Source organism: Sulfurimonas sp. NW7, from assembly GCF_051132265.1.
Classification (GTDB): domain Bacteria; phylum Campylobacterota; class Campylobacteria; order Campylobacterales; family Sulfurimonadaceae; genus Sulfurimonas; species Sulfurimonas hydrogeniphila.
Genome location: NZ_CP093235.1, coordinates 1,049,889 through 1,075,672, shown reverse-complemented (window position 1 = coordinate 1,075,672; position 25,784 = coordinate 1,049,889). Strand labels below are relative to the sequence as shown.

At 36.9% G+C, this 25,784-nt stretch carries 26 protein-coding genes; 17 read left to right on the top strand and 9 right to left on the bottom strand.

Features of this window, described 5'->3' with window-relative positions:
• Positions 1 to 189 precede the first annotated feature (189 nt).
• From MLC35_RS05575 to MLC35_RS05545, 7 genes are all read left to right on the top strand, one after another.
• The gene (locus tag MLC35_RS05575; protein ID WP_434638251.1) at positions 190 to 2,163 is read left to right on the top strand and encodes a DUF2075 domain-containing protein; all 1,974 of its coding nucleotides are present in this window, start codon (positions 190 to 192) and stop codon (positions 2,161 to 2,163) included.
• 130 nt (positions 2,164 to 2,293) lie between these two features.
• The gene (locus MLC35_RS05570; protein WP_434638249.1) at positions 2,294 to 2,554 is read left to right on the top strand and encodes an AbrB/MazE/SpoVT family DNA-binding domain-containing protein; all 261 of its coding nucleotides are present in this window, start codon (positions 2,294 to 2,296) and stop codon (positions 2,552 to 2,554) included.
• Entirely contained in the window at positions 2,548 to 2,874 is a 327-nt protein-coding gene (locus MLC35_RS05565; RefSeq protein WP_151900429.1) for a type II toxin-antitoxin system PemK/MazF family toxin, read from the top strand. The genes MLC35_RS05570 and MLC35_RS05565 overlap by 7 nt, the downstream gene beginning before the upstream one ends.
• 327 nt (positions 2,875 to 3,201) lie before the next feature.
• On the top strand, positions 3,202 to 3,501 hold the full coding sequence (locus MLC35_RS05560; protein ID WP_434638246.1) for a type II toxin-antitoxin system HigB family toxin: 300 nt from the start codon (positions 3,202 to 3,204) through the stop codon (positions 3,499 to 3,501).
• Position 3,502: 1 nt separating this feature from the next.
• Entirely contained in the window at positions 3,503 to 3,874 is a 372-nt protein-coding gene (locus tag MLC35_RS05555) for a helix-turn-helix domain-containing protein (protein WP_418641346.1), read from the top strand.
• Positions 3,875 to 3,948: 74 nt separating this feature from the next.
• Positions 3,949 to 5,568: a YcaO-like family protein gene (locus tag MLC35_RS05550; RefSeq protein ID WP_434581589.1), complete on the top strand. Its 1,620-nt coding sequence runs from the start codon at positions 3,949 to 3,951 to the stop codon at positions 5,566 to 5,568.
• Positions 5,553 to 6,749 carry a class I SAM-dependent rRNA methyltransferase gene (locus MLC35_RS05545; RefSeq protein WP_434581588.1) on the top strand — a complete coding sequence of 399 codons (1,197 nt, stop codon included), beginning with the start codon at positions 5,553 to 5,555 and terminating at the stop codon, positions 6,747 to 6,749. The genes MLC35_RS05550 and MLC35_RS05545 overlap by 16 nt, the downstream gene beginning before the upstream one ends.
• Here MLC35_RS05545 and MLC35_RS05540 read toward each other — a convergent pair.
• Positions 6,746 to 7,186, bottom strand: a complete 441-nt coding sequence (locus MLC35_RS05540) for a rhodanese-like domain-containing protein (protein WP_346388695.1) — start codon at positions 7,184 to 7,186, stop codon at positions 6,746 to 6,748. The two genes, MLC35_RS05545 and MLC35_RS05540, sit on opposite strands and share 4 nt — an antisense overlap.
• Positions 7,187 to 7,309: 123 nt before the next feature.
• Here MLC35_RS05540 and coaBC point away from each other — a divergent pair, with 123 nt between their 5' ends.
• From coaBC to truA, 5 genes are read left to right on the top strand one after another with little or no spacing between them, the layout of a single operon-like run.
• Positions 7,310 to 8,584 (top strand): bifunctional phosphopantothenoylcysteine decarboxylase/phosphopantothenate--cysteine ligase CoaBC, encoded by a 1,275-nt coding sequence (coaBC, locus tag MLC35_RS05535; protein WP_434581586.1) that lies wholly within the window; start codon positions 7,310 to 7,312, stop codon positions 8,582 to 8,584.
• Positions 8,585 to 8,587: 3 nt separating this feature from the next.
• Complete coding sequence (locus tag MLC35_RS05530) at positions 8,588 to 9,265, top strand: di-trans,poly-cis-decaprenylcistransferase (RefSeq protein ID WP_346389030.1); 678 nt, start codon at positions 8,588 to 8,590, stop codon at positions 9,263 to 9,265.
• Complete coding sequence (locus MLC35_RS05525; protein ID WP_434638300.1) at positions 9,265 to 10,080, top strand: prepilin peptidase; 816 nt, start codon at positions 9,265 to 9,267, stop codon at positions 10,078 to 10,080. Before MLC35_RS05530 ends, MLC35_RS05525 begins: the two co-directional genes overlap by 1 nt.
• The gene (locus tag MLC35_RS05520; protein WP_151900437.1) at positions 10,080 to 11,099 is read left to right on the top strand and encodes an LptF/LptG family permease; all 1,020 of its coding nucleotides are present in this window, start codon (positions 10,080 to 10,082) and stop codon (positions 11,097 to 11,099) included. The genes MLC35_RS05525 and MLC35_RS05520 overlap by 1 nt, the downstream gene beginning before the upstream one ends.
• A 5-nt stretch (positions 11,100 to 11,104) precedes the next feature.
• Positions 11,105 to 11,815 (top strand): tRNA pseudouridine(38-40) synthase TruA, encoded by a 711-nt coding sequence (gene truA, locus MLC35_RS05515; RefSeq protein WP_434581584.1) that lies wholly within the window; start codon positions 11,105 to 11,107, stop codon positions 11,813 to 11,815.
• Here the strand turns inward: truA and MLC35_RS05510 are convergent.
• The 3 genes from MLC35_RS05510 to MLC35_RS05500 are packed head-to-tail and all read right to left on the bottom strand — an operon-like array spanning position 11,812 to position 17,296.
• Positions 11,812 to 14,904, bottom strand: a complete 3,093-nt coding sequence (locus MLC35_RS05510; RefSeq protein ID WP_434638244.1) for an efflux RND transporter permease subunit — start codon at positions 14,902 to 14,904, stop codon at positions 11,812 to 11,814. The two genes, truA and MLC35_RS05510, sit on opposite strands and share 4 nt — an antisense overlap.
• Positions 14,894 to 15,967, bottom strand: coding sequence for an efflux RND transporter periplasmic adaptor subunit (locus MLC35_RS05505; RefSeq protein ID WP_434638242.1), 1,074 nt, complete (start codon positions 15,965 to 15,967; stop codon positions 14,894 to 14,896). Before MLC35_RS05505 ends, MLC35_RS05510 begins: the two co-directional genes overlap by 11 nt.
• Complete coding sequence (locus MLC35_RS05500) at positions 15,968 to 17,296, bottom strand: TolC family protein (protein ID WP_434638240.1); 1,329 nt, start codon at positions 17,294 to 17,296, stop codon at positions 15,968 to 15,970.
• A 133-nt stretch (positions 17,297 to 17,429) separates the two neighbouring features.
• Here MLC35_RS05500 and rd point away from each other — a divergent pair, with 133 nt between their 5' ends.
• Genes rd through MLC35_RS05480 form a run of 4 tightly spaced genes read left to right on the top strand, consistent with a single transcriptional unit; the run spans position 17,430 to position 19,403 of the window.
• Entirely contained in the window at positions 17,430 to 17,597 is a 168-nt protein-coding gene (gene rd, locus MLC35_RS05495) for a rubredoxin (RefSeq protein ID WP_346388690.1), read from the top strand.
• Complete coding sequence (locus MLC35_RS05490) at positions 17,590 to 18,069, top strand: cytochrome P460 family protein (protein WP_346388689.1); 480 nt, start codon at positions 17,590 to 17,592, stop codon at positions 18,067 to 18,069. The genes rd and MLC35_RS05490 overlap by 8 nt, the downstream gene beginning before the upstream one ends.
• A gap of 58 nt (positions 18,070 to 18,127) precedes the next feature.
• Positions 18,128 to 18,601 carry an iron-sulfur cluster assembly scaffold protein gene (locus tag MLC35_RS05485; protein ID WP_434638237.1) on the top strand — a complete coding sequence of 158 codons (474 nt, stop codon included), beginning with the start codon at positions 18,128 to 18,130 and terminating at the stop codon, positions 18,599 to 18,601.
• Complete coding sequence (locus MLC35_RS05480; protein ID WP_434638235.1) at positions 18,594 to 19,403, top strand: iron-binding protein; 810 nt, start codon at positions 18,594 to 18,596, stop codon at positions 19,401 to 19,403. The genes MLC35_RS05485 and MLC35_RS05480 overlap by 8 nt, the downstream gene beginning before the upstream one ends.
• Before the next feature lie 197 nt (positions 19,404 to 19,600).
• Here MLC35_RS05480 and MLC35_RS05475 read toward each other — a convergent pair whose 3' ends face one another.
• Positions 19,601 to 20,350, bottom strand: a complete 750-nt coding sequence (locus tag MLC35_RS05475) for an ElyC/SanA/YdcF family protein (RefSeq protein ID WP_434581579.1) — start codon at positions 20,348 to 20,350, stop codon at positions 19,601 to 19,603.
• On the bottom strand, positions 20,347 to 21,042 hold the full coding sequence (locus MLC35_RS05470; RefSeq protein ID WP_434581578.1) for an alpha/beta hydrolase: 696 nt from the start codon (positions 21,040 to 21,042) through the stop codon (positions 20,347 to 20,349). Before MLC35_RS05470 ends, MLC35_RS05475 begins: the two co-directional genes overlap by 4 nt.
• 120 nt (positions 21,043 to 21,162) lie before the next feature.
• Between MLC35_RS05470 and MLC35_RS05465 the strand changes: the two genes are divergently transcribed.
• A complete protein-coding gene (locus MLC35_RS05465; RefSeq protein ID WP_434581577.1) occupies positions 21,163 to 21,897 on the top strand; it encodes a hypothetical protein in 735 nt (244 codons plus the stop codon).
• A 9-nt stretch (positions 21,898 to 21,906) separates the two neighbouring features.
• Here the strand turns inward: MLC35_RS05465 and MLC35_RS05460 are convergent, their stop codons facing one another.
• The 3 genes from MLC35_RS05460 to glyS all read right to left on the bottom strand — a co-directional run bounded on the left by MLC35_RS05460 (position 21,907) and on the right by glyS (position 25,768).
• On the bottom strand, positions 21,907 to 23,025 hold the full coding sequence (locus tag MLC35_RS05460) for an NAD(P)/FAD-dependent oxidoreductase (RefSeq protein WP_434638233.1): 1,119 nt from the start codon (positions 23,023 to 23,025) through the stop codon (positions 21,907 to 21,909).
• Between the two features lie 386 nt (positions 23,026 to 23,411).
• Positions 23,412 to 23,630, bottom strand: a complete 219-nt coding sequence (locus tag MLC35_RS05455; RefSeq protein WP_434581575.1) for an addiction module protein — start codon at positions 23,628 to 23,630, stop codon at positions 23,412 to 23,414.
• 119 nt (positions 23,631 to 23,749) lie between these two features.
• The gene (glyS, locus tag MLC35_RS05450; RefSeq protein WP_434581574.1) at positions 23,750 to 25,768 is read right to left on the bottom strand and encodes a glycine--tRNA ligase subunit beta; all 2,019 of its coding nucleotides are present in this window, start codon (positions 25,766 to 25,768) and stop codon (positions 23,750 to 23,752) included.
• Between the last annotated feature and the right edge of the window lie 16 nt (positions 25,769 to 25,784).

Genomic DNA, 25,784 nt, shown 5'->3' with positions numbered 1-25,784 from the left:
ATACTTTATTTTTAATAAAAGTATTGTATTTTTTCAAATCAACTAAGAAAAATAATGTTTTGGCATATTTTTCAATAAATATCAAAAATTAACAATCATATAAAGTGTATGTTATTTGTTAATTTAAGTGTTTTTGGAATATACTGTTTGTTGATAAATAGTTAAACCAATACACAGGAATAGATTAAAGTGCAAAGATCTTATTATTCAAACAATCTAAGTAAATTCACTAAAGATGATACAAATAAAATTCTTGGTGAACTAGCGAGACATCATAATCATGCCTTAGAAGATTTACAAAAAAATGCCTGGATAAAACAGATAGAATTATTAAAGCAAGTATTTTATAATTATAAAGAAGGTTATATTTTTTTTGAATTTTCGATTCCTAGAATGGGAAAACGTGTTGATAACATTATCATAATAGATGATTCAATCTTTGTTGTTGAATTTAAAGTTGGTTCATCTACGTACGATAAGAATGCTATTGAACAAGTTATTGACTATTCACAAGATTTAAAAAACTTTCATGAAGGAAGTCATACTCAAAAATTATTTCCCATACTAATTTCTACTGAAGCAAATAACATAGAAAATACTATTGAGAAACTACAAGATAAATTATATAAGCCTTTGTTAGCTAATAAGAATTCTTTATTGAATGTAATTGAACAATGTTTAAATATTGAAAAAAAACATAATGTTTGCCCATTAACATGGCAAAGCTCAATATATAAACCTACCCCTACAATAATTGAAGCAGCTCAAGCATTATATAAAGGTCACAATGTACAAGACATTTCCAGATCAGATTCTGGTGCTATTAACTTGTCAATTACCACTGATAAAATAAATCAAATAATTGACACTTCAAAAGAAACAAATAAAAAATCAATTTGCTTTATAACAGGTGTCCCTGGAGCAGGAAAAACACTTGCCGGGTTAAACATTGCAAATGAAAGAATGAACATTGATGAAAATGAGCATGCTGTTTTTTTATCAGGAAACGGCCCATTAGTTGATGTTTTAAGAGAAGCTTTAACAAGAGATGAAGTTAACAATGCAAAAGATAGAGGCCAAAAACTAACAAAAAAAGAAGCTGCAATAAAAACACATGCATTTATTCAGAATATTCATCATTTTCGTGATGATTCTTTAATTAGTGATAGAGCCCCCATTGAAAAAGTTGTAGTGTTTGATGAAGCTCAAAGGGCTTGGAATAAAGAACAGACAAGTTCTTTTATGAAAAGAAAAAAAGGCCAAGATGATTTTGATTCATCTGAACCAAGGTTCTTAATTGATGTAATGAATCGCCATGAAGATTGGTGTACTATAATTTGTTTAATAGGCGGTGGGCAAGAGATAAATACTGGGGAGGCTGGATTAGAAGAGTGGATTGACTCATTACAATCTTATTTTCCAAATTGGAATATCTATTTATCAAACTTAATCATCGACGACAAAAACTACCTTAAAGATGATACTTTAAAAGAGTGGTTAACAGTTAATGCCAATATAGATGAGAACTTGCACTTATCAGTTTCAGTTAGATCATTTAGATCAGAAAAGTTATCAGACTTTATTCACTCAATTTTAGATCTTGATCTCATTAAATCAAAGGGTCTGTATAATAATTTTTTAAAAAATGATTACCCTATAGTTTTAACAAGAGATTTTGAAAAAGCTAAAAAATGGTTAAAAGAAAAATCAATCGGAAGTGAAAGAAGTGGTGTTATAGCTTCATCTGGTGCATACAGGTTAAGACCATTTGGAATAAATGTAAAAAATCAGGTAGATGCTCCTGTTTGGTTTTTAAATAATAGAGATGATATTAGATCTTCATATTTTAATGAAGAAGTCGCAACAGAGTTCGATATTCAAGGGCTAGAATTAGATTGGACATGTGTATGTTGGGATGGAGACTTTTATTTTCAAAACAACCAATGGATGTTTAGAAAATTCAAGGGTACTAAATGGCAAAATATCAATAAAGATATTATAAAAAATTATTTACTCAATGCTTATAGAGTTTTACTTACAAGAGCTAGACAAGGAATGATTATATTTATCCCTAATGGATCAATAGATGATAAGACACGGTTGCCAGAATACTATGATGAAACATTCCACTACCTCAAAGAAATTGGTATACAAGAGGTTTAACAAAGCCTAGCAACGAACGCAAAGATAGCGTCGCTGAAGTCGACCGTTATCATAAAATCACTCTCTAAGACTTGACAATTTCAGTGTTATTACAATATAATTACATATCAAATATATTTGGAGTTATTAAATGACAATGCTTACAAAAATAGGAAACTCACAAGGTGTAAGAATCCCCAAGCCAATCATTGCTCAAGCACAGCTTGAAAACAAACAGCTTGATTTTGAAGTTGTTAAAGATGGTTTGTTGATTAAACCTATAGAAATAAAGAATAGAGAAAAATGGCAAAAAAACATTCAAGAAGTTTTATTAAAAAATAAAAACATTCAAGATGAAGCAATTTTAAATGATATGCTCAATGACAGTGATTTAGAAGATTACGAATGGTAAAAAATATTAAAAGATTTGATATAGTTTTAGTTAAACTAAATCCAACAGTAGGCTCAGAAATACAAAAAACAAGGCCGTGTATTATTATATCTCCAGATGAAATGAGTATGCTAAAAACGGTTATTGTAGCACCTATGACGAGTAAAGGTTTTGATTTTATATTTAGACCAAAGATAAAATTTGAAGCTAAAAATGGTTTAGTATTGTTAGATCAAATAAGAACTATTGATAAGTCAAGAATAGTTAAAATATTAGGAAGAGTAGACACTAAAACACAAAAGGTTATAGCACAACTTTTAGTAGAAATGTTTGACTATTAAAAGAATGATAACAAATCAGAGAAGCTCAATTTTGTGTGAAGTATGAATGAGCCTATCCATCATAGCACAGGTTAGTTTATGAAGTAAAAGAACTTGATAAAATAGTAAGAGTTTTAAGAATGTGGTCACACTATGGAGAATGAGATACAAAAAAAGCTCATCAAAGAAGCAAAGATACACCAAAAAATTACGAATTACACCCCCTATAATTAAATATCTAAGGTGTAAAATATAACAAAACGAAGCTGAACTCCGAACAAACCACTAAAAATTTTATCTTGTATATAATTTAAGTTCTATAAACGGGAACTGTGTTACAATCCATCTATGAGAATAATTTCAAAGAAAAAACTAAAAGATTTTTATGAACAGTCAAAATATGCAGATTCTAAGAGTTCTTTAGAAGCTTGGCATAAAGAGGTCTTAAAACTTCACTGGAACAATCCCAATGAAGTTAAAGAGATGTATCGAAATGCCAGTATTATCGGAAATGAAAAAGTTGTTTTCAATATTGCTGGGAATAAGTATAGATTGATAGTTTCAATAAACTATTATGCAAAAATTGTTTTTATAAAATTTATTGAAACACATAAACAGTACGATAAAATTAATATGGAGGATTTATAAGATGAATATCAAGCCGATTAAAAATGAACAAAACTACAACGAAGCACTTCAAAGAATTGAAACTTTAATGAATGCTAAACCAAATACATCTCAGATGGATGAGTTAGAGGTTCTAACAACTTTAGTAGAGGCTTACGAAGAGCAACACTATAAAATAGAAGCACCTGACCCAATAGAAGCAATAAAGTTCAGAATGGAGCAAGAGGGATTAAAACAAAAAGATTTAGTCTCTATAATTGGAAGCAAATCAAGAGTATCTGAAATTTTAAATAAAAAAAGGAAACTCACTATTGAGATGATTAGAAATTTACATAAACAGTTACATATACCGGTAGAGAGTCTTTTTTTAGATTACAAAACAAACTGTGCTTAAATGCTAACAAATAAAGATTAGGAATGATGATTGCCAACTTTACTCAATAAAAACAATGCAGGAAAAAATATTTAATGAATTTTTTATCAAAAGAAGCTCCGCTTCAAAGCTCTATATCTTCGATGAAGGCTGTTTTGTCTGATGTCGGATGCGAAACGGTTTTTCAAGAACACAAAAATCCCCTCACTCACTGTTATTCGGTGAATCTCAGCTCAAAAGAAGCACCCGGACATATTTATTCCAACGGTAAAGGTGTACTCAGCGATGCTTCTGTGGCAAGTGCTTTGGGTGAATATATTGAGCGTCTGCAGACAAACAACTTTTTTATAGATTTTCATTTGCCAAAGAGAAAATATTATCCTGATGAAGTTGTTTTTTCTTTTGATGAAGCGTATCTCAGCGATGAACTTATGGCAGTGTACAACCCTGAGAACAATCTCTCAGCTGAAGATTTGGTGGATTTCAACAGCGACTATGAAGACAAAATTGTCGCACTTCCTTTTGTCAAACAATCCACACAAGAGCGTGTTGCCATTCCGCTTAATATTTTAAGCAATCTCTACGTGAGCAACGGTTTGGCGACGGGAAACACCCCTTTGGAAGCAAAGGTGCAGGCTCTGAGTGAGATTTTTGAACGCTATGCAAAAATCACTATCATTAAAAACGGCTATGCTTTGCCGAAATTTCCTGATGACGTTGTTACAAGTTTTCCAAAAGTCTATGAAGATGTACAGGCATTGCAAAAACTCGGCTATAAGGTCGAAGTGTTGGATGCTTCTTTGGGCGGACAGTTTCCCGTCACTGCCATTTCATTGATAGATCCGAAGAATGCTACACTTTTTGTCTCTTTTGGAGCACATCCTATTCTTGAAGTCTCACTTGAACGCACAATGACCGAGCTTATGCAGGGACGTTCTCTTGAAAATCTTGACAGTTTTGAAGTGCCTACTTTTGACATGAGTCTTGTCTCAGACAGTTTTAACCTTGAATCACACTTTATAGACTCCAACGGCAAACTCGGATTTCCTTTTTTGAGTGCCAAAAAGAGTTTTGGGTATTCTCCTTTTTCGTATAAAGGAAACTCCACGCAAGATGAATATAACTATCTTACAAAGATTCTTCAAGATATGGAGAAAGAATTTTACATCAGAGAATATGATTACCTCGATTTTTACTCCTGTCAAATCATTGTTCCCGGTATTTCAGAAGTTTATCCCATAGAGGATTTGATATATAACAACAAAAACAACGGCAAACTTATCCGTGATATGGTACTCAATTTTACAAAATATGACCCGCAGGAAATTATGCTTGAGATTGAATCATTGGAAGACTCACTCAATATGGAAAAATACATCGGTGTCATCTTTGTGAAAAATTTTACAATGGCTGAATTTAAAGCACAGATTTTATTGCGCCTGGGTGAGTATGACGAGGCACTGGAGTTGTTGGAATACGGGACAAACAAACTCGGTCATCTCGTAGTAGAACTTGCTCGAATGCAGGAGATGCAACTTGATTATGAAGAGTACAAAGAAGCTTTATATGAGGTGTTTTCCAAAGAAAAAGTAGTAAAATCTTTGGGTATTCTCAATAATACAGACTTTTTAATAGAAACAACGCTGCATAAAGACTATACCAATATGCTGAACCTATATGACAAACTTGAGAGAAAAAAATGCACAATGAAATAGACCTGATACTCAAACCTGAATTTACACAGCAGATACAAAACGGTTATCCTCTGCTTATGAAAGAGTATTTTGAAGATTGGCATAAACTCGAAGAAGAAGGCAGTCTGCTTCACTTGTATGACAAAAAAAAGAGATTCATTGCAAAAGGTTACTACGGATTACAGAACAAAGGACATGGCTGGGTTCTTTCACAAAAAGAAGATGAAACCATAGACAGCGAATTTTTCAAAAGAAAAATCAAAGAGGCACTCTCCTACAGAAAAGATTTCTTTGCCGACACGCAAACAACTGCCTTTCGGGTTTTTAACGGTGAGGGCGATGGCATCGGCGGCTTGAGTATTGATTATTTTGAAGGCTATTATCTCTTTACGTGGTACAGCATCGGTATTTATACATTCAAAGAGAGTATACTCGAAGCTTTTAAACAGAGTATCGACTTTAAAGGAATCTATCAGAAAAAACGCTTTAATACAAAAGGCATGTATCTCGATGACAAAAGTGACTTTGTATCTGGGCAAAAAGCACCACAGCCTTTACATGTAAAGGAAAACGGGGCAAATTTTGCCGTTTATTTGGATGATGGGGCAATGGTGGGAGTTTTTTTAGACCAGAGAGAGGTCAGAAAAGCCATTCGTGACAAATATGCAAAAGGAAAAACCGTTTTAAATACTTTTTCCTACACGGGCGCTTTTTCAGTATTTGCAGCCCTTGGCGGTGCAAAAAGCACGACAAGCGTTGACTTGGCAAAACGAAGTTTACCAAAAACACAAGAACAGTTTTCCATCAACAACATTGATTTGAAAAATCAGAATATCATTGTTGAAGATGTCTTTTTATACTTTAAATATGCCGTGAGAAAAAAACTGCTTTTTGATATGGTTGTCGTTGATCCGCCGAGTTTTGCACGTTCAAAAAAACACACATTCAGTGCCAACAGAGATTATGTAAAACTCCTCAAAGAGGTGATACAAATCACAAAAAAAGGCGGTATTATCGTAGCTTCCACCAATGCTGCCAATTTCAGTATGATGACTTTTGGCAGATTCATAGATAAAGCTTTCAAAGATGTAAAAATAAAATACAAAGTGCTAAAACGCTACTCTCTTCCAAAAGATTTTCGCGTGGCAGAAAAATTTCAAGAGGCTAATTACCTCAAAGTCGTTTTTATAAAAAAACTTTAGTTTGTCTCAAGAATAAAATATCCGAGATAGTTTTTTATCGGTTTATGCGCATTTACCCAACTTGAAATACCGCCTTCGAGATTGACAACATTGCTAAAACCCAAATCTTTGAGGGTTTTTGCAGCCATCAGACCTCTAGCCCCTTTGAGACAATAACAGACTATTTGATGATCACTTAAATCAACAAGTTTGTCATCAACGGCGAATTCCAACTTCCCCCGAGGAATGGTAAAAACAGTTTTAGCAGGGATGACACCGCTTGCAAACTCGTCAGATTCCCGCACATCAATCAAAACCATATTTTCCAAGTCAATCTCTTCAACCTGAATTTGCTTTATCTCTTTCTTTGCCGCAGTCAGCAGTTCTTTTAAATGCCCCTTGATAAGGTCAATGTCACACCTTTCGTAATACTTTTTCATCTGTTCGTTATGGTTCATGAAAGCTCCTTTACATGTATTGCATACTAAAGTATACAACCAAACAGCTTAATCATTAAGTTCCTTTAGTATTTCTAAGTATTTTTAGATAAAATACTAGAAAATATAATGAAGAGATTTTGAATGAATATTCCAACAAATTTAATCAAAGATAAAAAAATTCTCCTTGGTGTAACCGGCTCTATTGCTGTGTACAAAACACTCGAACTCGTCAGGGAATTCATTAAAGCCGGAGCAGAGGTAAAGGTTGTTATGAGTGAGAGTGCAAAAAAATTTATAACTCCGCTCACTTTTGAAACCCTCACTTCAAATCAGGTCCTTGATGACACAAACGAGTCCTGGGCAAATGAGCATAACCACATTAAAATCACCCAATGGGCAGACATCATGGTCATTGCTCCTGCAACGGCAAACACCATCGCCAAACTTGCCAATGCCATTGCAGACAATATGCTGCTGCAATGCGCGCTTGCTTTTAGCGGTATGAAAATTTTGGCACCCTCGGCAAATACAAATATGCTCCAAAATCCAATCACTCAGGCAAATTTGAAGATGCTCGGCATTGCAAACTATACTATTTTAGAGACGCAGACAAAAGAGTTGGCCTGCAAGACTGTCGGTGACGGCGCTATGGCCGATCCTTTGGATATTTTTTATCAAACCTGCCGTGAACTTTTAAAAGAGGAGTTTTGGGAACACAGACGGGTGATAGTAACCGGCGGAGGCACGATTGAAAAGATTGATGAAGTACGCTACATCTCAAACTTTTCAAGCGGAAAAATGGCATCGGCTTTGGCAACTGCACTCTATTTAAAAGGGGCAGATGTTAATCTCATCGCCACAAAATTTGACCGTGACCTGCCTGTCAATATGCATAAAATAGACGTAGAAGACACACAGGAGATGCTTGAGTATCTTGTCGATTCCATACGCATTGCAAAAAAAGGCAAGCTTTCAAAAGCGACACTCATACGTGACGAGCATATTCATCTTATTCAAAAAAAGCCCTATCTCTTTATGGCAGCGGCGGTGAGTGACTATGTTCCTGAATTTCCTCAAAATACCAAACTTAAAAAAGAGGATTTGGGTGAAAAGTGGGAACTGAGTCTGAAAAAAAATATTGACATTTTAAGTACAATTGAAAAAGAAGGCATTACAGTCATAGGTTTTAAAGCAGAAATGGACAAAGAAAAAGCCGAAAAAAATGCAAAAAAGATGTTACAGGAGAAAAAACTTGACGCGGTCTGTCTCAATGTTTTACAAAATGCCTCAAGCTTTGGCAGTGACGAAAATGAAATAGACTTTATTACACCACAAAAAAATGTGCACATACCAAAAGCGGACAAACTGCATGTATCTTTTGAAATAATCAAAAATGCAAAAGAGCTGCAAGAATAGATGATGAACAAGGCCAGACATATAGCCATCATAATGGACGGAAATGGACGATGGGCAGAGCAACAGGGCAAAAAAAGAGTCAAAGGGCATGAAGCAGGTGCAAAAGTCGTCAAAGCAATCACAACCTATTGTTCAAATGATGAAGATATAGAACGCCTGACACTTTATGCCTTTTCAACGGAAAACTGGAAAAGACCACGTCTCGAAGTTGAGTTTTTAATGAAACTTTTAGAAAAATATCTCAAAGACGAGTTACCTTCTTACTTGCAAAACAATGTCAGGTTTGAAGCTATCGGCGACATTCGTGCTTTTTCAAAATCACTGCAAAAAACCATACAAACGGTAGAAGAAAAAACGGCGCATTGTGACGGGTTGGTGCAGAGTCTTGCCCTGAACTACGGTTCGCAGGACGAGATTCTTCGTGCAATAAATTCTTTAAAAAAACAGGATGAAAACATCACACTGGAGATGCTTAACAATGCGCTTGACTGCAAAGTAGCCGTAGATATACTCATTCGTACCGGAGGAGACAAAAGACTCTCAAACTTTCTGCTTTGGCAGTCGGCATATGCAGAGCTTTTTTTTACAGATACGCTCTGGCCGGACTTTACATGTAAAGAATTAGAAAAAATTCTACAAAAGTTTACAAAAATTGAAAGACGATTTGGTGGTTTAAAATGATGGAACTTGGCATAGCTTTTGTACTCGGTATACTTTTTGGTTCTTTTTTAAATGTTGTCATTCTTCGCATACCAAAGGGAGAAAGCGTTGTTTTTGATGCGTCACACTGCCCTGCATGCAATGAAAAGCTCAAACCCTGGCATAATATTCCGCTTTTTTCATGGATTTTTTTAGCAGGAAAATGTGCCTACTGCAAATCACATATTTCTGTGCAGTACCCGCTTATAGAACTTCTCTCAGGTTTTATTTTTGTCATTCTTGCCAATAAATTCGGACTGAATCTGCCGGCATTTTTCATAGCTTTGAGTTTTTTGATGCTTTTAGCGCTTTCGGTTATAGATTTCAGATACAAAATGGTACCCGATTCACTCAACCTCTTGGCTATTTTCTTTGCCATACTCGGCGCATGGAGTATTCAAGGTTTTGTTCTTAACCTGGAAAACGCCCTCCTTTTTGCCGGTGGTTTTACACTCCTGCGTTTTACTCTTTCTTATTACTTAACATCATCTGTATTTAGAGCCGGACTAAAAACGAAAACATCCTGGAACAGGCACTATGACAGGACACCTTTTATAGAAGCTATGGGAGAAGGCGACATTATGGTAGCGGCTGCAATGGGCGCACTTTTGGGAGTCAAACTTGGTCTTGTTGCCATTTTTCTCTCAGCCCTCTTGGCTTTGCCGGTTATGCTCTTGCTTCTTAACAAATCAAAAGAGGAACAACGCGTCCCCTTTGTGCCTTTTTTGGCACTTGCAACTTTCATAGTCTATGTGTATGATTCTCAAATACTCAGATACATCGAGGCAAACTACTAATGCTGAGATTAAAAAAATATATACTGAGTAACTTTTCTGCTCTTTTTATGTCCATATTTTTGCCGTTGTTTGTCATAGCATCGGTAATATTTTTAATTAAACTCTCTACCTATACGGCGGTTATTCAACTGACTATTTTGGAAATGGGCAAACTGTATCTTTTCATACTGCCTGAAATTCTTTTTTATACGCTGCCTATTACATTTTTTGTCGCAGCAACACTTTCTTTGTTTAAACTTTCAAATGACAATGAAATAATCGTTATTTTTTCACTTGGCATTGCACCGGGTTTTATCATCAGAACCTTTTTCAAACCTGCTTTCATATTAAGTCTGCTGCTGGCATTTAACTTCCTGGTTGTTGCACCCCATACGACTACTTTGTCAAAAAATTTCCTCTCCTATAAAAAGAGTGAAGCAAAATTCAATCTTGCAGCTAGTGAATTTGGAAACAGTTTTGGGGACTGGCTTTTATACATTGGAGCAAAAAACGAAGACGGTACCTTTTCCAAGGTATTTTTGTTTAACAAAAAACAGGAAGAAGAGATACTCATTGCTGCAAAAAAAGCCAAAGTTATTAACGATTCGGGAATTTTACGTCTTCAGTTAATGGATGGAGAGGGTTACAGTTATTCAAAAGAAAAATTTTCTCAGATAAATTTCCAAGAGATGCTTATCAACGATACGCTCAAAGCAGACTTGACCACCTATGAACAACCCTTGCAGTACTGGCTCTCAAAAGAGAATGCCGGGAGAAAAAAACATATCTTCATTAAAGATACCTTGCTGAGTCTCTTTCCGATGATAACACTTTTTTTAATCGCAAGCATCGGTATAGTTCAGGTAAGACATCAGAAGTCTAAAGTCTATTTATATCTCTTTGTAAGCATAGTTTTATTTTATGGGATGACAATAGGTTTGGAAAAAATGTTTCAATACTATACGATTCCTGTTGTTGCACTTTCATGGCTGATAATAACATATGCCATCTATAGAAAAACTATCGTCAATAAGTTTTAATTCACATGAGAGCAGCATTGCATTTAGCCTATAACGGCACTCATTTTTTTGGTTCTCAAACACAAAAAGAGACATCTGATACAGTCCTTGGCGAACTTGAAAATGTTTTGAAAAAACTGGGAATTGAGCAGAAAGTCGTGGCAAGCGGGCGAACTGACAAAGGCGTCCATGCTACTATGCAGGTCTGTCATATAGATTTACCGCCCTACTGGGATGATATGGAAAAACTCAAAAAAGTTCTCAATAAAATGCTCTGTGATGCTTTACATGTAAAAAGAATCATACATGTAAAGGATGATTTTCATGCACGATACAGTGCAAAAAAAAGAAGCTACCGTTACATCATTAAAACAAAACAGAAAAATCCTTTTGAAAGTGATTTTGTTACTTTTTTAGAGGATGCAAACCTGCAACAGATACAGCAAAACATCGCTCTTTTTGTCGGAGAGCATGATTTCAGACAGTTTATGAAAACAGGCAGTGACGTAAAATCTACTACAAGAATTATATACAGAGCTTTTGCCTATCAGCACAAAGACTACATTGTTTTATACTTTGAGGCCAACGGATTTTTGCGCAGCCAAATCAGACTGATGGTCGGTGCACTTTTGACACTCACTAAAGATGCAATACAAGCACAGCTCAACTGCACCCAAAAGTACAAAATCAAACCGGCACCTCCAAACGGGCTTTATCTTGCAAAAATCAAATACTAGACTTCCTTCGGTTTCACGCTCCAGATAAATACAAGCGGTATAAACAGCAGCGTCAAAAAGGTACCTACAATCAAACCGCCAATCGCTACCGTTCCAAGCGGTGCCAAACGCTCCAACCCAATGGCAGATCCAAGCGCGACAGGCAGCATACCGGCAGAAGTTGCAAACGCTGTCATAAGAACAGGCCGCGTTCGTATCTTGATACTCTCAACCATTGCTTCAAAAGTACTGTATCCTTCTTTCATCTTTTCGAGTGCAAAATGGATTAGAAGGATCGCATTGTTGACGATAATACCACTCAAGAGGATAAATCCCATCATTGCCGGCATAGAGGTATGGTAGTGCATAAGAAGCATCATCCACGAAGCCCCTATAATGGTAAGCGGTATCGAAAAGACTATCATCATTGAAATTTTTACAGAATTGAACATGGCGATGAGGGTAAAAAGTATCAATATAACTGCAAAACCAATGGCCCCTACCATTCTTCCTGCAGAGTTTTTAAACTGTTTTATATCTCCCGTCTGCTCCATTGTCACACCATCGGGCAATACTTTACCCGCAAAGGCTTTATCAAAGTTTGCCATTATATGAGAAATTGCCGCCTTTTCCCGAAAACCGTACACATTCAGAGTATATTGCAATCCTTCTCTTGTAATCAGAGACGGCTCCTGCACCATTGTGATCTTTACCATATCACGCAAAGGTATTTTTCCTCTTTTTGTCGTAACAAGATAGTCTTTAATCTCTTCAATACTTTCTCTCTTTTTCTTGTCTACCCATACTCTTATGCCAAAATCCGCACTGTTTTGCAGATAAAATGAGGCTGCTTTTGCCCCGCGTACAAAGAGTTGGAGTTGTTTGGCTATCTCTTCGTTGCTTAAACCGTAATAGGCAGCTTTTTTCTCGTCTATACTGAATTCATAAACTCTTTTGCTCGCAAGCCAGGTTCTTGAAACACTGACGACCCCGCCTGTATGTTGCATTGCATCCGCAACAATGTCACCGGCCTTTTGCAGTTTTGTTACATCATCGCTGTAGAGTGTTACATCAATATTTGCACGAAGACTCGCAATCGCTGTTGCACCATAATCTACAACATCCACACTGTTTACATTTTTTATTTTATTCAGTGCTTCACGCAGTTTGCGTTCTATCTGCCAGATACTCTCTTTTCTTTTGTATCTGTCTACATAGGTTGCCGATATGCTGATGTGGTCTATAGAACTGCCGCTTCCTATACTCATAACACCCGCTTCGCTTCCAATGGCACTTGAGAGATACAAAAGTTCTCCCTGTTTTGTTATGATTTTGTTTGCCTCTTCTACTACTTTTTTACTCGCTTCTATAGGCAGATTCGGATCCACTGTGATGCTGATTCTTACTCCTCCTGTATCCATAGGCGGCATCAGTTCCTGTCCGACTGTTGGCATAACACCTTTGACACTTGTAAAAAAGAGCAGAAAAAGTACCACCACATACAACAATGCAATGCTTTTTTTCTTTGCACCCAAAGAGACGGCACGCACAAAAAAATCGGCGATTGCACTGCTGAATCCTCCTGTGATTTTTTCAAAAAAAGCTTCGCTCTTTAAAACAAAAGGAGATTTGATGGTAAGAATTTTCAGTGACAACAGAGGCACAGCCGTTATAGATATTACATACGAAGCTGCCAGTGCCAAAAGCAGTGTTGCTACAAGCGGTTGGAAAATTGTCTGCGGATATCCTCCTACAAAAAGCATAGGAGAGAGGGCTATCATCGTTGTGATCGTTCCACTCAAATCTGCAAACATAATCTCTTTGGTTCCGTTATAGACAGCTTTGTGTATCTCATCATGGAGTTCTCTGTAATGCCTTTCAATGTTTTCCATCACGACTACAGCATCATCCAAAAGAAGTCCCAGTGCCAATATAATGGCGGTAAGCGTGACAACATTAAACTCTATATCCATAATCCACATAAGGGCTATAGTGGTAGCATAAACAAGTGGAATGGTAACCAAAACAACCAAAACTTGACGAAAAGATGCCAAAAAGAAAAAAACAACAAGCGTCGACATAATGATGGCATCGCGCAAAGATTCAAACATATTGTTTGTACTTTGCACTATAGTGTCTTTTTGCGTATCGGTAATTACAAAAGAGAGATTTTTATATTTGTTTTGCAGTTTTTGTATCTCTTTTTCTACTCGTGCGATTGTTCTTATTACATCAGCATTACCGGTTCTCTGTACAGCAATGGCGATAGCATTTTTTGAATTTCCATAGTATTCGGCACTGTTGTCATAATGTCCAAAATAGACTTTTGCGATATCTTGCAGTTGTATCTCTTTGGTAATACTGACTTTTTTCAGATTGGCTACAGTATCACGTTTTCCCTGGGCCCGCAAAAGATATCTTTTGTCTTTTCCTGTAATAAATCCAATAGCAAAGTCATTATCATTTGCCCGTAATTTGGCAACAACCAGGGCTATATCAAGATTGTAGCGCTCAAGTTTTTCTTTATCGACGATAACCTCTATCTCTTTTTCATAGCCGCCAAATACATCCACATTGGCAACACCCTGTACTTTAATAAGCTTATGCTTTATCTGTGTTTGCACAATTTGCCTGATATCTTCCAAAGAGACATTTCCCTCTTTTGCACTGACTGCATATGTCACTATCGGGGCAGTTGCTTCTGTTATTTTTATAATCTGGGGATTTAAAATGGATGCAGGCAGTTTGGCCCTGATTTTATCAAGCGCATTGGAGACATCACTTGTAGCACTGTCAATATTTTTTGTATACTCAAACTCGGCAGAAATCACACTCACTTCATCAATGGTTGTTGAGTAAACTCTTCTTATTTTGTCCAGTGTATACAGCTCCTCTTCCACAGGAATGGAAACATTCGCCGCCAAACCTTTCGCTGATTCTCCCGGTTCTACAATTACCACAGCTACAGTTGGATAATTGGAATCCGGAAAAAGTTTTCTGTCTATTTTGTTGTACCCGACAAGGCCCAAAAATAAAAACAGTGCCAAAAATGAAATAATAAAATAGGGTCTTGAAAGTAAAAAATCCACTATGGAAAAACTATTTTTCATGCGTCTGCGCCTTGTCGATTATTATCTTTCCATAGGCTGGAAGCATAGAAAGTTTTGCTTCAGAACCCAGAGCCACTCTATACTTTGGACATGGAGATACGACAGCCGCTCTGTTGTCTTCCAAAAGCAGGTCAACGGCAAGCTTTGAAAATTTGCCTTCTTTGTATTGCATTACATATACACCCTCTTGTGTATGCAAAAGTGCATTTAAAGGAACACTGCATCCCTTTGCATTTGCAATTTCAACGTTGATATGAACAAAAGATTTGTTTGCAAAATCTATGCGTTTTTGCAGTGTGACTTCGGCAACGAGCAGAGTATTTTTTGCATCATCATAAATCTTGCTGACTCTTCCTATCAAGCTTTTTTGCAGGTAAACCTTTTGTCCTTTGGCTATTGGTATCTGATTTTGGGCAAAAGAAAAAGTCAGCTTTTGCTTCTGTGTATTGAGTGTGACAACAGGTTTTCCTGCCGGAGCGATGGACCCTTCATCCAGGAGTTTAGAGCCGATAACACCGTCAAAAGGGGCTACAAGATTCAGGTAATTCAACTGTACCTTTGTTTGTGTTATTTTTGCCTCCGTCGATTTGACAGCTGAACGTTTTGTCTGATACTTTGCATTCGAAGCATCAAGTATCTCTTTGGAAACAGCTTCGATTGCATAAAGCTTTTTATTTCTTTGCAAAATATCCTGAGCATTTTTTAAATCAAGCATAAATGCTTTTTTCTGTGCTTTGAGTGATGCAAGATTTGCTAAAATATCCTTATCATCAAGCGTCACTAAAAGTTCCCCTTTTTTTACTTTGTCATTTTCATGCACATATATTTTTTTGATATTTGCTGTAAATTTTGAAGCAATATCTGCCTGCTTCAAAGAAAACACCTCTGCCAAAAACTCTCTCGTACGAGAAATATTTTTCTCCTTTGCTACAGTAGTCTCTACACTTTTACTATACTCTTTTGCTGCAGGCAAAGCAGCCACATGCTCTTTTTGTTTTTTCAAAAAAATTCCTGCGCCTGCTATTACAATAACACTAAAAACAATTAATACAGTTTTTTTCATCTACTTCACTTCCTTTTCTAAAAGATATTCTTTATAGTATTTCGCCTTTTGATACCCGTATTTTGCTTCTGTCATTTGGGCATAGACCAGCTCTTTTTTTGCCTGTGTATCCAACAAATCCACAAGAGAAAGGGCATTGTTTTCATACTTGATCTGCTGGGCTTTTTCTATCTCCTGTAAAAGTTCATACTGACTTTGCAAAGCTGTATAGTCTGCCTGTGCGATTTCTATTTTGGAATTTGCAATTTTTAAATTTTTTTCCAACTCCAACCGTGTTATGCTTTTGTCTATTTTTGACTGCATCAGAGCAATCTTTTCTTTGGCCACATCTGCACTTTTTGCTCCGAAATCATAAAGATTCCACTGCAGGTGCAAACCTATCTGCCATACATTTTCACTGTTAAAGTCATTTTTGTTTAAATATGTCACACCTGTCTGAGCAAAAGTATTTGTCGTTGCATTGGGCCCCATACTGTAGCCGTAATATGCACTGAAATCCACCTTTGGATAGTACAGTGCCTCTGCGGTACGGACTCTTTTTTGTGCTATATTGCTTTTTAGTGCAGCAATTTTTAATCGGCTTAAGCTTTTAAGGTCCGGTTCGCCTTCTTGCAAGCCCTCAAAAGTGACACTGACCTCTTCTGCTTTGTCAAATTTGTCCGAGGCAATCATTTGCGAAAGAGAAGCTTTTAAAATTGCTATATTGGAGGTTATCTTATTTTTATTTGCCACTGCTTCCACATAGGCATTTTTTGCCTCCAGCATGTCAAGTTTTGATTTTCCTCCAAGCTTATATGCTTTTTGTATATACATGTAAAGACTCTTTTTTGCCTCTATATACTTTTTTTGTGCTTTGAGCTGCTCCTGCAGTGATAAAAGAGAGAGATAAATATTTTCTACATTGTAAATGAGCTCTGCTTTTGCAAGTTTTATTTTAAAAAGAGTGTTTTTATATGCCAAATCCGATATTTTATAGCTGTTTTGTTTGGCAAATCCGTCAAAAAGCGTCACATTGTAAGAGATACCCGTAGAGACCAAATCATTTGTTGTCGGCATCTCATAGGCACCTGTTGGAGAAGAAACGATTTGCATTGGTGTTAACGGCACCAGTGTTCGTGCATTGTTGTAATGGTCATAATTGAGTGTAGCATCAAATCGACCAAGGTTCTGTGCCTGCTTTATACGCCTGCTTTTTTGTGAAACCTCTTTATCCAAAAAGATTTTTTTCAAAGAGTTATTGTGCTGTAATGCCTCATCTATTGTCTCCTGCAGACTCATCGCTTGCAGCGAAAGAGGCAAAAGAAAACCTAAAACCAGTTTTTGTATCATGTTCATCCAGACCTTGTAAAAAATATAGCTAATTCTAACACTTTCGTATTAACTCATTGTTAAGAGGACATAATTCTGTATTGACTCTTTTTATGATATGATATAACTGATTTTTATATATGAAGGATATTTCATGCAAAAATACAGATGTACCGTATGTGATTATATTTATGATCCTGAAGCGGGTGATGAAGAGAATGGCATACCTGCAGGCACACCCTTCGAAAATTTGCCTGAGGATTGGGTATGTCCGGACTGCGGCGAACCCAAAGATGTTTTTGAACCTTTGGAAGATGAATAATCTACTCCTGCTCCTTCTGCTCATAACTGCAAATATTTTTGCGGCGTATACTAAAAATGATGCATCGCAGGATTTTATTTTTCCTAAATGGAGAGAACTGCATAAAATCAACAAAGCACTCCTGCACTCACATGACCACCATGCGGCAGTCGATATTTATACCAATGAGATTGCGACAAAACCGTATATCGAACAACAGTCGTTCTTTCCCGAGGGCTCTGTAATTTTAAAACCTTTGTATAAAAAAAACAGTAGACGAAGCTATTTGGCACGTCTTGTTGTGATGGTTAAAATGCATAAAGGGTATGATACAAAAAACAGTGACTGGTGGTACGGAGTCTATGACAAGACAGGAACAGATGTCTGGTTTGAAGGCAAGATCAAATCCTGCATCCAATGTCATGAAATTGCCAAAAAGAGCGATTACCTTTTTACCGAAAAAGTTATGGAAGAAATTGAATTTCAAGAGTAAATTTATGCTTTTCTTGCTACACTTATAAAAATTATAAATATTTCAAAAGAGAAAACAAATGTTTGAAAATGTAAAAATGCCAGAAGGCTTGAACCCTGAAGTCCTGGAACACCTGATGAATCCGAAAAATTACGGAAAAATGGATGATGCCGACGGAGTGGGTGTGGCTCTGGATGAAAAAACAAAAGAGTATGTCATCTTTTATACAAAACTTGATGACAATATCATAAAAGATGTAAAATTTGCAACAAACGGATGTCAGGATACCGTAGTTATCGGATCGATGTTTACGCAGATGATAAAAGAGAATGATTTGGACTACGCAAATACTGCTGTCGAAAAAATACATGAAAAACTAGGAAAACTCTCAGCACAGCAACTTATCTGTGCAGAGATTGTTTTTAGTGCCTTTTTGGCATCACTTCAAAATTTTGAAAACAGAAAGAACGGCGCAGATGAAGAACTGCATCTGTTTAAGATGAAAGAGAGTTGCGAGACGGCACCTGTGCAGAAGGATAAAGAAAATGAATAAAAGATACCAAAAAAAACATGAACTCTGGCTTGCTGTACTTTTTGCCTCATTTGCCATAAACGATGAAACAATCAAGTCCCGTTTGTATGATTTTTCACAAATTGCCTTTCGGCATATGAAATGGCTTGGCGAAGAGGCTTTGGAAACAGGAGAGGATTATAATTACGACAGAGATATGCTCTTGTATAAGCGTAATACAGTTTTTGAAGTCATTACAGCGCTCAAAGAACAAATAGAAGAGACTCAGCCATTTTATCCACAAAACATTTTAGGTGAACGCATCAAAACGGATGACGCCTATCTCTTAGAGTATCTTTCTCAAATTTTAAAAGATGAGAAAAACAATCAAGAGGTTACCGCATTTAATATGCAGCGCAAATGGGGAGACAAAAACCTTTCTCAGGAGCAAATTGACGCATTGACACTCTTTTTGTTTGAAGAGTCGTACAAAGAGTATGAGCTTATCTTAGTCTATGCCTACATGCAGGCACGAACCAGAAACGTACTGCATTTTAATGTTTTTCAAGATTTGGTTGACGAGTCACACTTTCATCTCAAGTCATTTGGCAACATGATGGCGAAATTAGGCATTTTAGCACTTCCGAGAGAATTGCACACTATGACCTATGTCGTCAAAGATTTGGAAGAGTTTGTCAAAGACGGCATTGCCGAAGAAGAGGCTGCAAAAATTATGTGCAAAGAGTTAAGTGATGCTATCAAAGATGAAGAGCTTGCCAGGTTTTTTGATTTTATCAATTATCAGGAGAGTTATCATATTGAGTTGATGAAAAAGCTTTTATAAGTTCTTTTATCTTGAAAGACGCAAAGCCCGCACTGAAGTACGAGTTCCGAATTTGAGTGCCGACTGTTTTTTTTGCTTTCATGCCACTCCTGCCGTACTGAAGCACGGATTCCGAAGAACTGCACACTCTCTTGGAATCGGTACTTCAGTGCCGACTGTTGCTATTTTTTCCACTCTTGAGGCACTAAAATACCAATTCAGAAAAAACTCCTTTTTGCCCAGAGTATACCCAGGTATTCATGAACTGCTATACTTGAAATATAAAAATAAACAGGTTTGGGAACCTGCAGATACCCTCTGAACTCACTTTTGTAATAATTTGTCGGTGCAGCTATGGGATGCATACCGAGTGAGCGAAAAAGCAGCATAGCCCGTGGCATATGTGTGGCAGAGGTTACCAGTACAAAAGGCTTATCTGTGACAAGTGTTTTGGTGAAAATTGCTTCTTCTTTTGTATCTGCCGGCTTCCCGTTTATAATCATATCTTTATATGCCACACCCAAAGCATGTGCCAGTTTTGCATTCATCGCTGCATTTGTTGTATTTGTATCTCCCTCGTATCCTGTAAAAATCAATTTTGATTCCGGCATCTTTTTATGTATGAGTATTCCTTCTAAAACTCTTTTTGTGCCGGTACTGCTGATTTGGGAAGAGAGTGGCTGAGACGGATCCGTATTATGTCCGTTGCCGAGTACATGTATATATTTAACCTGCTGTTTATAATCAAATTTTGGGTACTGGTTTTCCAGATTCTGTACCAAAAAGTTTGCAAAAGGCGGATAGGAGAAAAGTAACAGTAAAAACAGGCCCGAAAAAAACAGTATTTTTGCAAAACGAATCTTCTTTACATGTAACATGTAAAGCCCGACTGCCAACAGTGTAACAATCAAGCCAAGCGGTTCTACAAAAAATGTTAGAAATTTTTTCAGATACAAACCTGCACTCATGTGATAACTTCATTGATTTTATTTGTAACACGCGGATCCCAAAACAGTTCCGTATGCGAAAGTCCTTTGAACTCTTCATAATGCACTAAATTTTTTATATGCTTTTTTAAATTTCTGGAATTTTGCAAAGGAATAAGTTCATCATCCCGACTCACAAACAAATAAGTATCGGCTTTTACATTTTCAATATAGTGCATCGTTTTGAACTTATACCGTAAAAGCTTTGCCATATAAGAAATTTTAGAATATTTTTGGCGTAAAAGCTGTCCTATGGAGTCAAAGGCTCCTATCAAAAAGAGTGCTGATACTTTATGTTTTGAAGCAACATACGCAGCAACACTTGAACCTAAAGAGTAGCCCAAAAGATAAAAATCACCATAGTTTTTCTGCACCAACTCTGCAATTTTCAGACTGTCTTGCAAAATATTTTTCTCATTTGCCACACCTTCGCTTTTACCGTAACCACGATAGTTAAAGACTACTATTCGTGACTTTGGATAAACCTGGGATAGCCTGTTGAGAAGGGCCACACCGTCATGACTCCGACCTACAAACATAAGCAGGGTACTTTTCGGATTTTTCGGCTCATACACAGCACCCTCAAGTTCTATACCATCATCCATTTTCGCACTTAAAAGGGAGCAGTCTTGGCACAAACGCCTCTCTTTTATATATGTAGGACGAAAAATCATAAAATATTGCCATTGATAAAAAGCAAACAGTAATATTAAAAAAGTGAAAATTAAAAAAGCTATATAAATCATGAAAAGAATTATAGTATAATTCGCCTAATAAGTGCCAGAGGATAATAAATGCAAGTATTTGGAAAATTTTCAACAAACTTTGATATGGACTATTTAGTCGAACAGTATATGTATATCAATGAGAACGAAGAGGAAAAAATCACCGTTGATGATTTAGAAAACATGCTTAAGAAAAAACGCAAAACTGTCGCAGGAACTGTTTTTTTGTATAACCCTGAAGTCAGTCCAGTCGGTTATAAAATGAGCCGTTTTTTGCAAGAAGAAGGATTTGACAAGTATGATGAATTTGTCCCTCTGAATGAAAGTCCAAAAGACTATGTTTTAAACGCAGGCTTTAAAGAACACTACAAAGGCAAGCTTGTCCAGATCAGATATCTGTTTAATTATAACAGGGAAAACATCGAACCGACGCCGATTTTGGAAGAGTTTGATGCTGACCTGGACAAAATCACCTCTTCTCAGCTTACACGATATGACAAGCAGCTGAACTATATTGATATACCGAACATCAGACTCAGCGGAAAATTTGTCTTTTTCGGTATAGGAAACAAATACGACAGACACCACAAAGCCATCATCGCCTATGCCAGAGCACTCTCTTTACATGTAAACAAACTCGATAAAAACGTGGTCTTTATGTATGACAACAATTATGACCCGGACGAGTGTATAGAGAGGGCCTACTATCTTTCACCTTTTGCCGGCGGAAAAGCAAGAGAGGTCCGTGCCAATGCAGTCAAAGCAATTTTCAAAACGCTCCCGCCGCAACGCGTAAAAATCTAATCTCTCTGATTATCTCTTTTTAGCCCAACGCGCAAAAAACCTTGCCGGGCTGATTCTCTCACTGATATTTTTTCCGTGCAGTATATGCTCTGTCAGTATTTTTGCCAGATACGGTGCCAAGACAAAACCGTATCCGCCGCTTCCATTTATCATAAAAAGGTTTGGATAATAGACATACTCTGAATAATCAGGCTTTTTCGTATGCAAAGAGCCTTTACATGTAAGCAGTGTTTCGCTTGAAAGTACCAAAGAACCGACCATCGGCAGATAATCAAAAGAACCCGAACGCAGTCCCGTATAATCTTTTATGACTTTCACATTTTCCAACTGCATAGTTTGTGAAGCTTTTTTCAACAGCTCTGCTCTGCCCTGCTCAGCGTTGTACGCTTCTTGATTTTTTTCGGGATGATAATGCACATTATGTGTGGCACCTATGGCTATTTTTCCATTCTTTGAAGGGGAGATAGAGACATGCTGATGCACAGAACAGCAGTTTTGCGTTGTTGTTGTGACATCTATGCGATGTCCCCAAACACCACGGAGTTTGATGTATGGCTCTTTGATGAGCATATCATATGCTCCTGTTGCCAACACAACATTTTTGGCGCTGTAACTTTCATTGATGACCCAATACTCATCATCAAACACCAGTGTCTCTGCTTTTTCTTGAACAAATGTCGCTCCGCAGGACATATCACTGCATACTTTTTGGGCATCGACGACACCGGCATCTATAGAAACACTCTCTCTTTTTTTTGCCTCTGCACTCAATTGCGAGTATAAATCAAGCGGAATGTTTTGCAGTGGCAGCGGTGCACTTTGTTTATATACATCCAAGCCTGCATCATCCGCTTCCTCTTTTGCAATGTGAACAAGCTGTGCTTTTGTGAAGGTTAAAGGGAAATTTTTATCGTAAAAATCATAAGAGTAGACAAAGGCTTCTTGAAGCAGCTCTTTAAGCTCGCCGGCTTTGGAAAATTTTGGAGATATAAAAGCACCTGCAGCACCGCTTCCTCCACTTGCTATGCCTTCTTTGTCCAAAAGAAGCACACGCTTACCCTCTTTTATAAATTCATACGCCACAGAGCAGCCGTTTATACCGGCTCCGATAATGGCTATATCATACATGTAAATCCATCTAAAAGCTTATATTTTGCAGTCTCTTGAAAAACTTTCTCTGGGATTTCTCCTTTTTTTATCAGAGTATTTTCTTTGTAAAGCATTTAAGAAAGTCTTTCATTAACATAGACAGAGTTGCTTCTTGTGTCCAAAACTGCATAAATATAGATTGTTTTGTTATCATATTTATAATAAATTGCATATGGGAAACGTTTTGATAAAAGACGGTAGTAATTTTCAATTTTGATATGAACTCCGCAATATATTCGCAATGATTCTATATCTGAAAAAATTGTATTTAAAAAGTACTGTCCCAATCCCTGTGATTGGCACTCATAAAAGTCAGCACCACTAGAAATATCAATCTTCGCGGAAGTTAATATTTGTATATTCATTTATGAGAATTTTTTTAATAAATCTTGTTTAGCATCATCAAAGTTCTCAAATACTACTTCGCCACTTACAATTTGCTTTTCTCTTTCATGTAATACAGCTTTGTGCCACTGTGGTGTCAGAGATTCATCATTTATGTTTTTGCTCATATCTTCCCAAAGCTCTTCCATTGCCATAAACTTTTGCGATGTTGTCATAGTCTTGAGATTTAATATTGACATTTTAACTTCCTTGTTCTTGGTTCTCTATTTTATCATACAATTGTTTTACTTTTCACATAGACAGCAGGTATATGCTTTGCACACCAAGTTCGACTACAAAAAGTTTTTAATATAATGAATTATATACTTACTTCTTTAATGTCGGCAATCTTCAGAATACTTTTATAGATGGATGCGACCAATGCTTTACGGTTGTTTTTCAGCTTTTCATCTTCTGCATTGACCATAACATTGTCAAAAAATGCATCCAATTCAGGTTTAAGCCCAAGGAGTGCATCCAACTCTTCTTCATAGCTTTCATAAGTTTTTGATATCACTTCTTTGTATCTTTTGTATAGTATTTTTTCAGCTTCTTCTTCAAACAGGCTTTCATCTACATGTAAATCAGCATTTAGGTCAATATCTTTCGTGATATTTGCCACACGTTTAAAAGTAGATGAGACTTCATCAAAACCTTCCGAATTGACCAAAGTATTGAGTGCTTCTATTTTTTTACCGAGTGCCAGGAGTTCTCTCTCACCGGAGGCTAAAACCGCTTCAATAATAGACGGATTGACTTTATAGTATCTTCTGATGCGCTCTATAATGAAGTTTTCAAGTTTTTCCAAATCAATTGCATCATAATTTGCGGACAACTCTTTTAAAGTCTTAACAATGTCAAATTCAAAACCGTACTCATTGACAATACGGATAATGCCGTTGACTGCACGACGCAAGGCAAAAGGGTCTCGAGAACCTGTCGGGATTTCATTGACAGAAAAAAGTCCAAGCAGTGTATCAAGCTTGATGCTCATCGCCACTATGGCACTCAAAGGCGCAGAAGGGAGTTCGCTCTCTTCACCCTCAGGCAGATACTGCTCTTTTACAGCCAAGGCAACAGCCTCGTTTTCGCCTGCTTCTTTTGCATAGTAGTAGCCCATCAATCCCTGAAGTTCTGTAAACTCATACACCATTTCACTCATCAGATCGGCCTTTGCAAGCTCTATAGCTCTTTGCAAATCCTCTTTTTTTACATCAGGCTGATACATATCATATAAAGCACTGGCAATTTTTTCTTCACGCTTTATTTTGTCCGCAACACTGCCCAAGCCTTTAAAAAAGGCAACTTTTTCCAGTCCTTTTGTACTCAAACCGTTTTTCAAGTCATTTTCATAAAAGAAAAGCGCATCTGCCAAACGAGGACGAAGCACACGCTCATTTCCGGCTATTACTTCAGAAAAATCATCTGTCAGGGCATTGGAGACAACTACAAACTTATTGATAAGTCTGCCCTCTTTGAATACAGGAAAATAACGCTGATGCTCTTTCATAGAAGTGATAATAACCTCAGGAGGCAATCGTAAAAATGCTTCATCAAACGAGCCTAACAACGCCGTCGGATTTTCCGTAATAGCAACCACTTCCGCAAAAAGATCTTCATCTATCTCAACATTGACACTGTTCTCATCTTCAATTGTTTTAATGTCGGCAAGTATTTTTTCTTCTCTTGTCTGTTGAAAAAGTGTCACACCACCATTTTTGAGTGTTTCAAAATACTCTTTTGTCCCTGTTATTTCTACAGGATTAAAATTTGCTATACGATGCACGCGTGTAGTTTTGGCGGCATCTATACCATACATGTGCATAGGAACAAGCGTATCATCCAGTTGCACATTTATCCATCGTACAGGACGAATAAAACTCTCATGCAAACTGCCCCATCGCATAGATTTGCCAAAATCAAGCGACTTGAGCCATGCATGTATAATCTCTGGCAAGAGTTCCGCCGAAGGTTTTCCTGCAACATCTTTTTTATAGTAAAGTACCTCTTTACCGCCTTTTTCTGCCGTACTGAGTTCGTCTAGTGAAACTCCGCATTTACGGGCAAATCCCTCAGCCGCTTTGGTAGGGACGCCATCTTTGTAGGCAACTGCCAAAGGCGCACCAAAAAATTCTTCTACACTGTCAGCCTGCTGCATTGGAAATTCTCTGTGCCACATTACCAAACGACGAGGCGTATAATAAAATTCAAATTCACTCAAGAGAGCATATTTTTCTAAAATATCGGCATATTTTTTTTCAATATTCTTCATCTCTTTTAAAAGAGGAACCGCAGGAAGCTCTTCAACACCGATTTCAATTAGTAATGGTTTTAACATATTTAGACTCTTTATG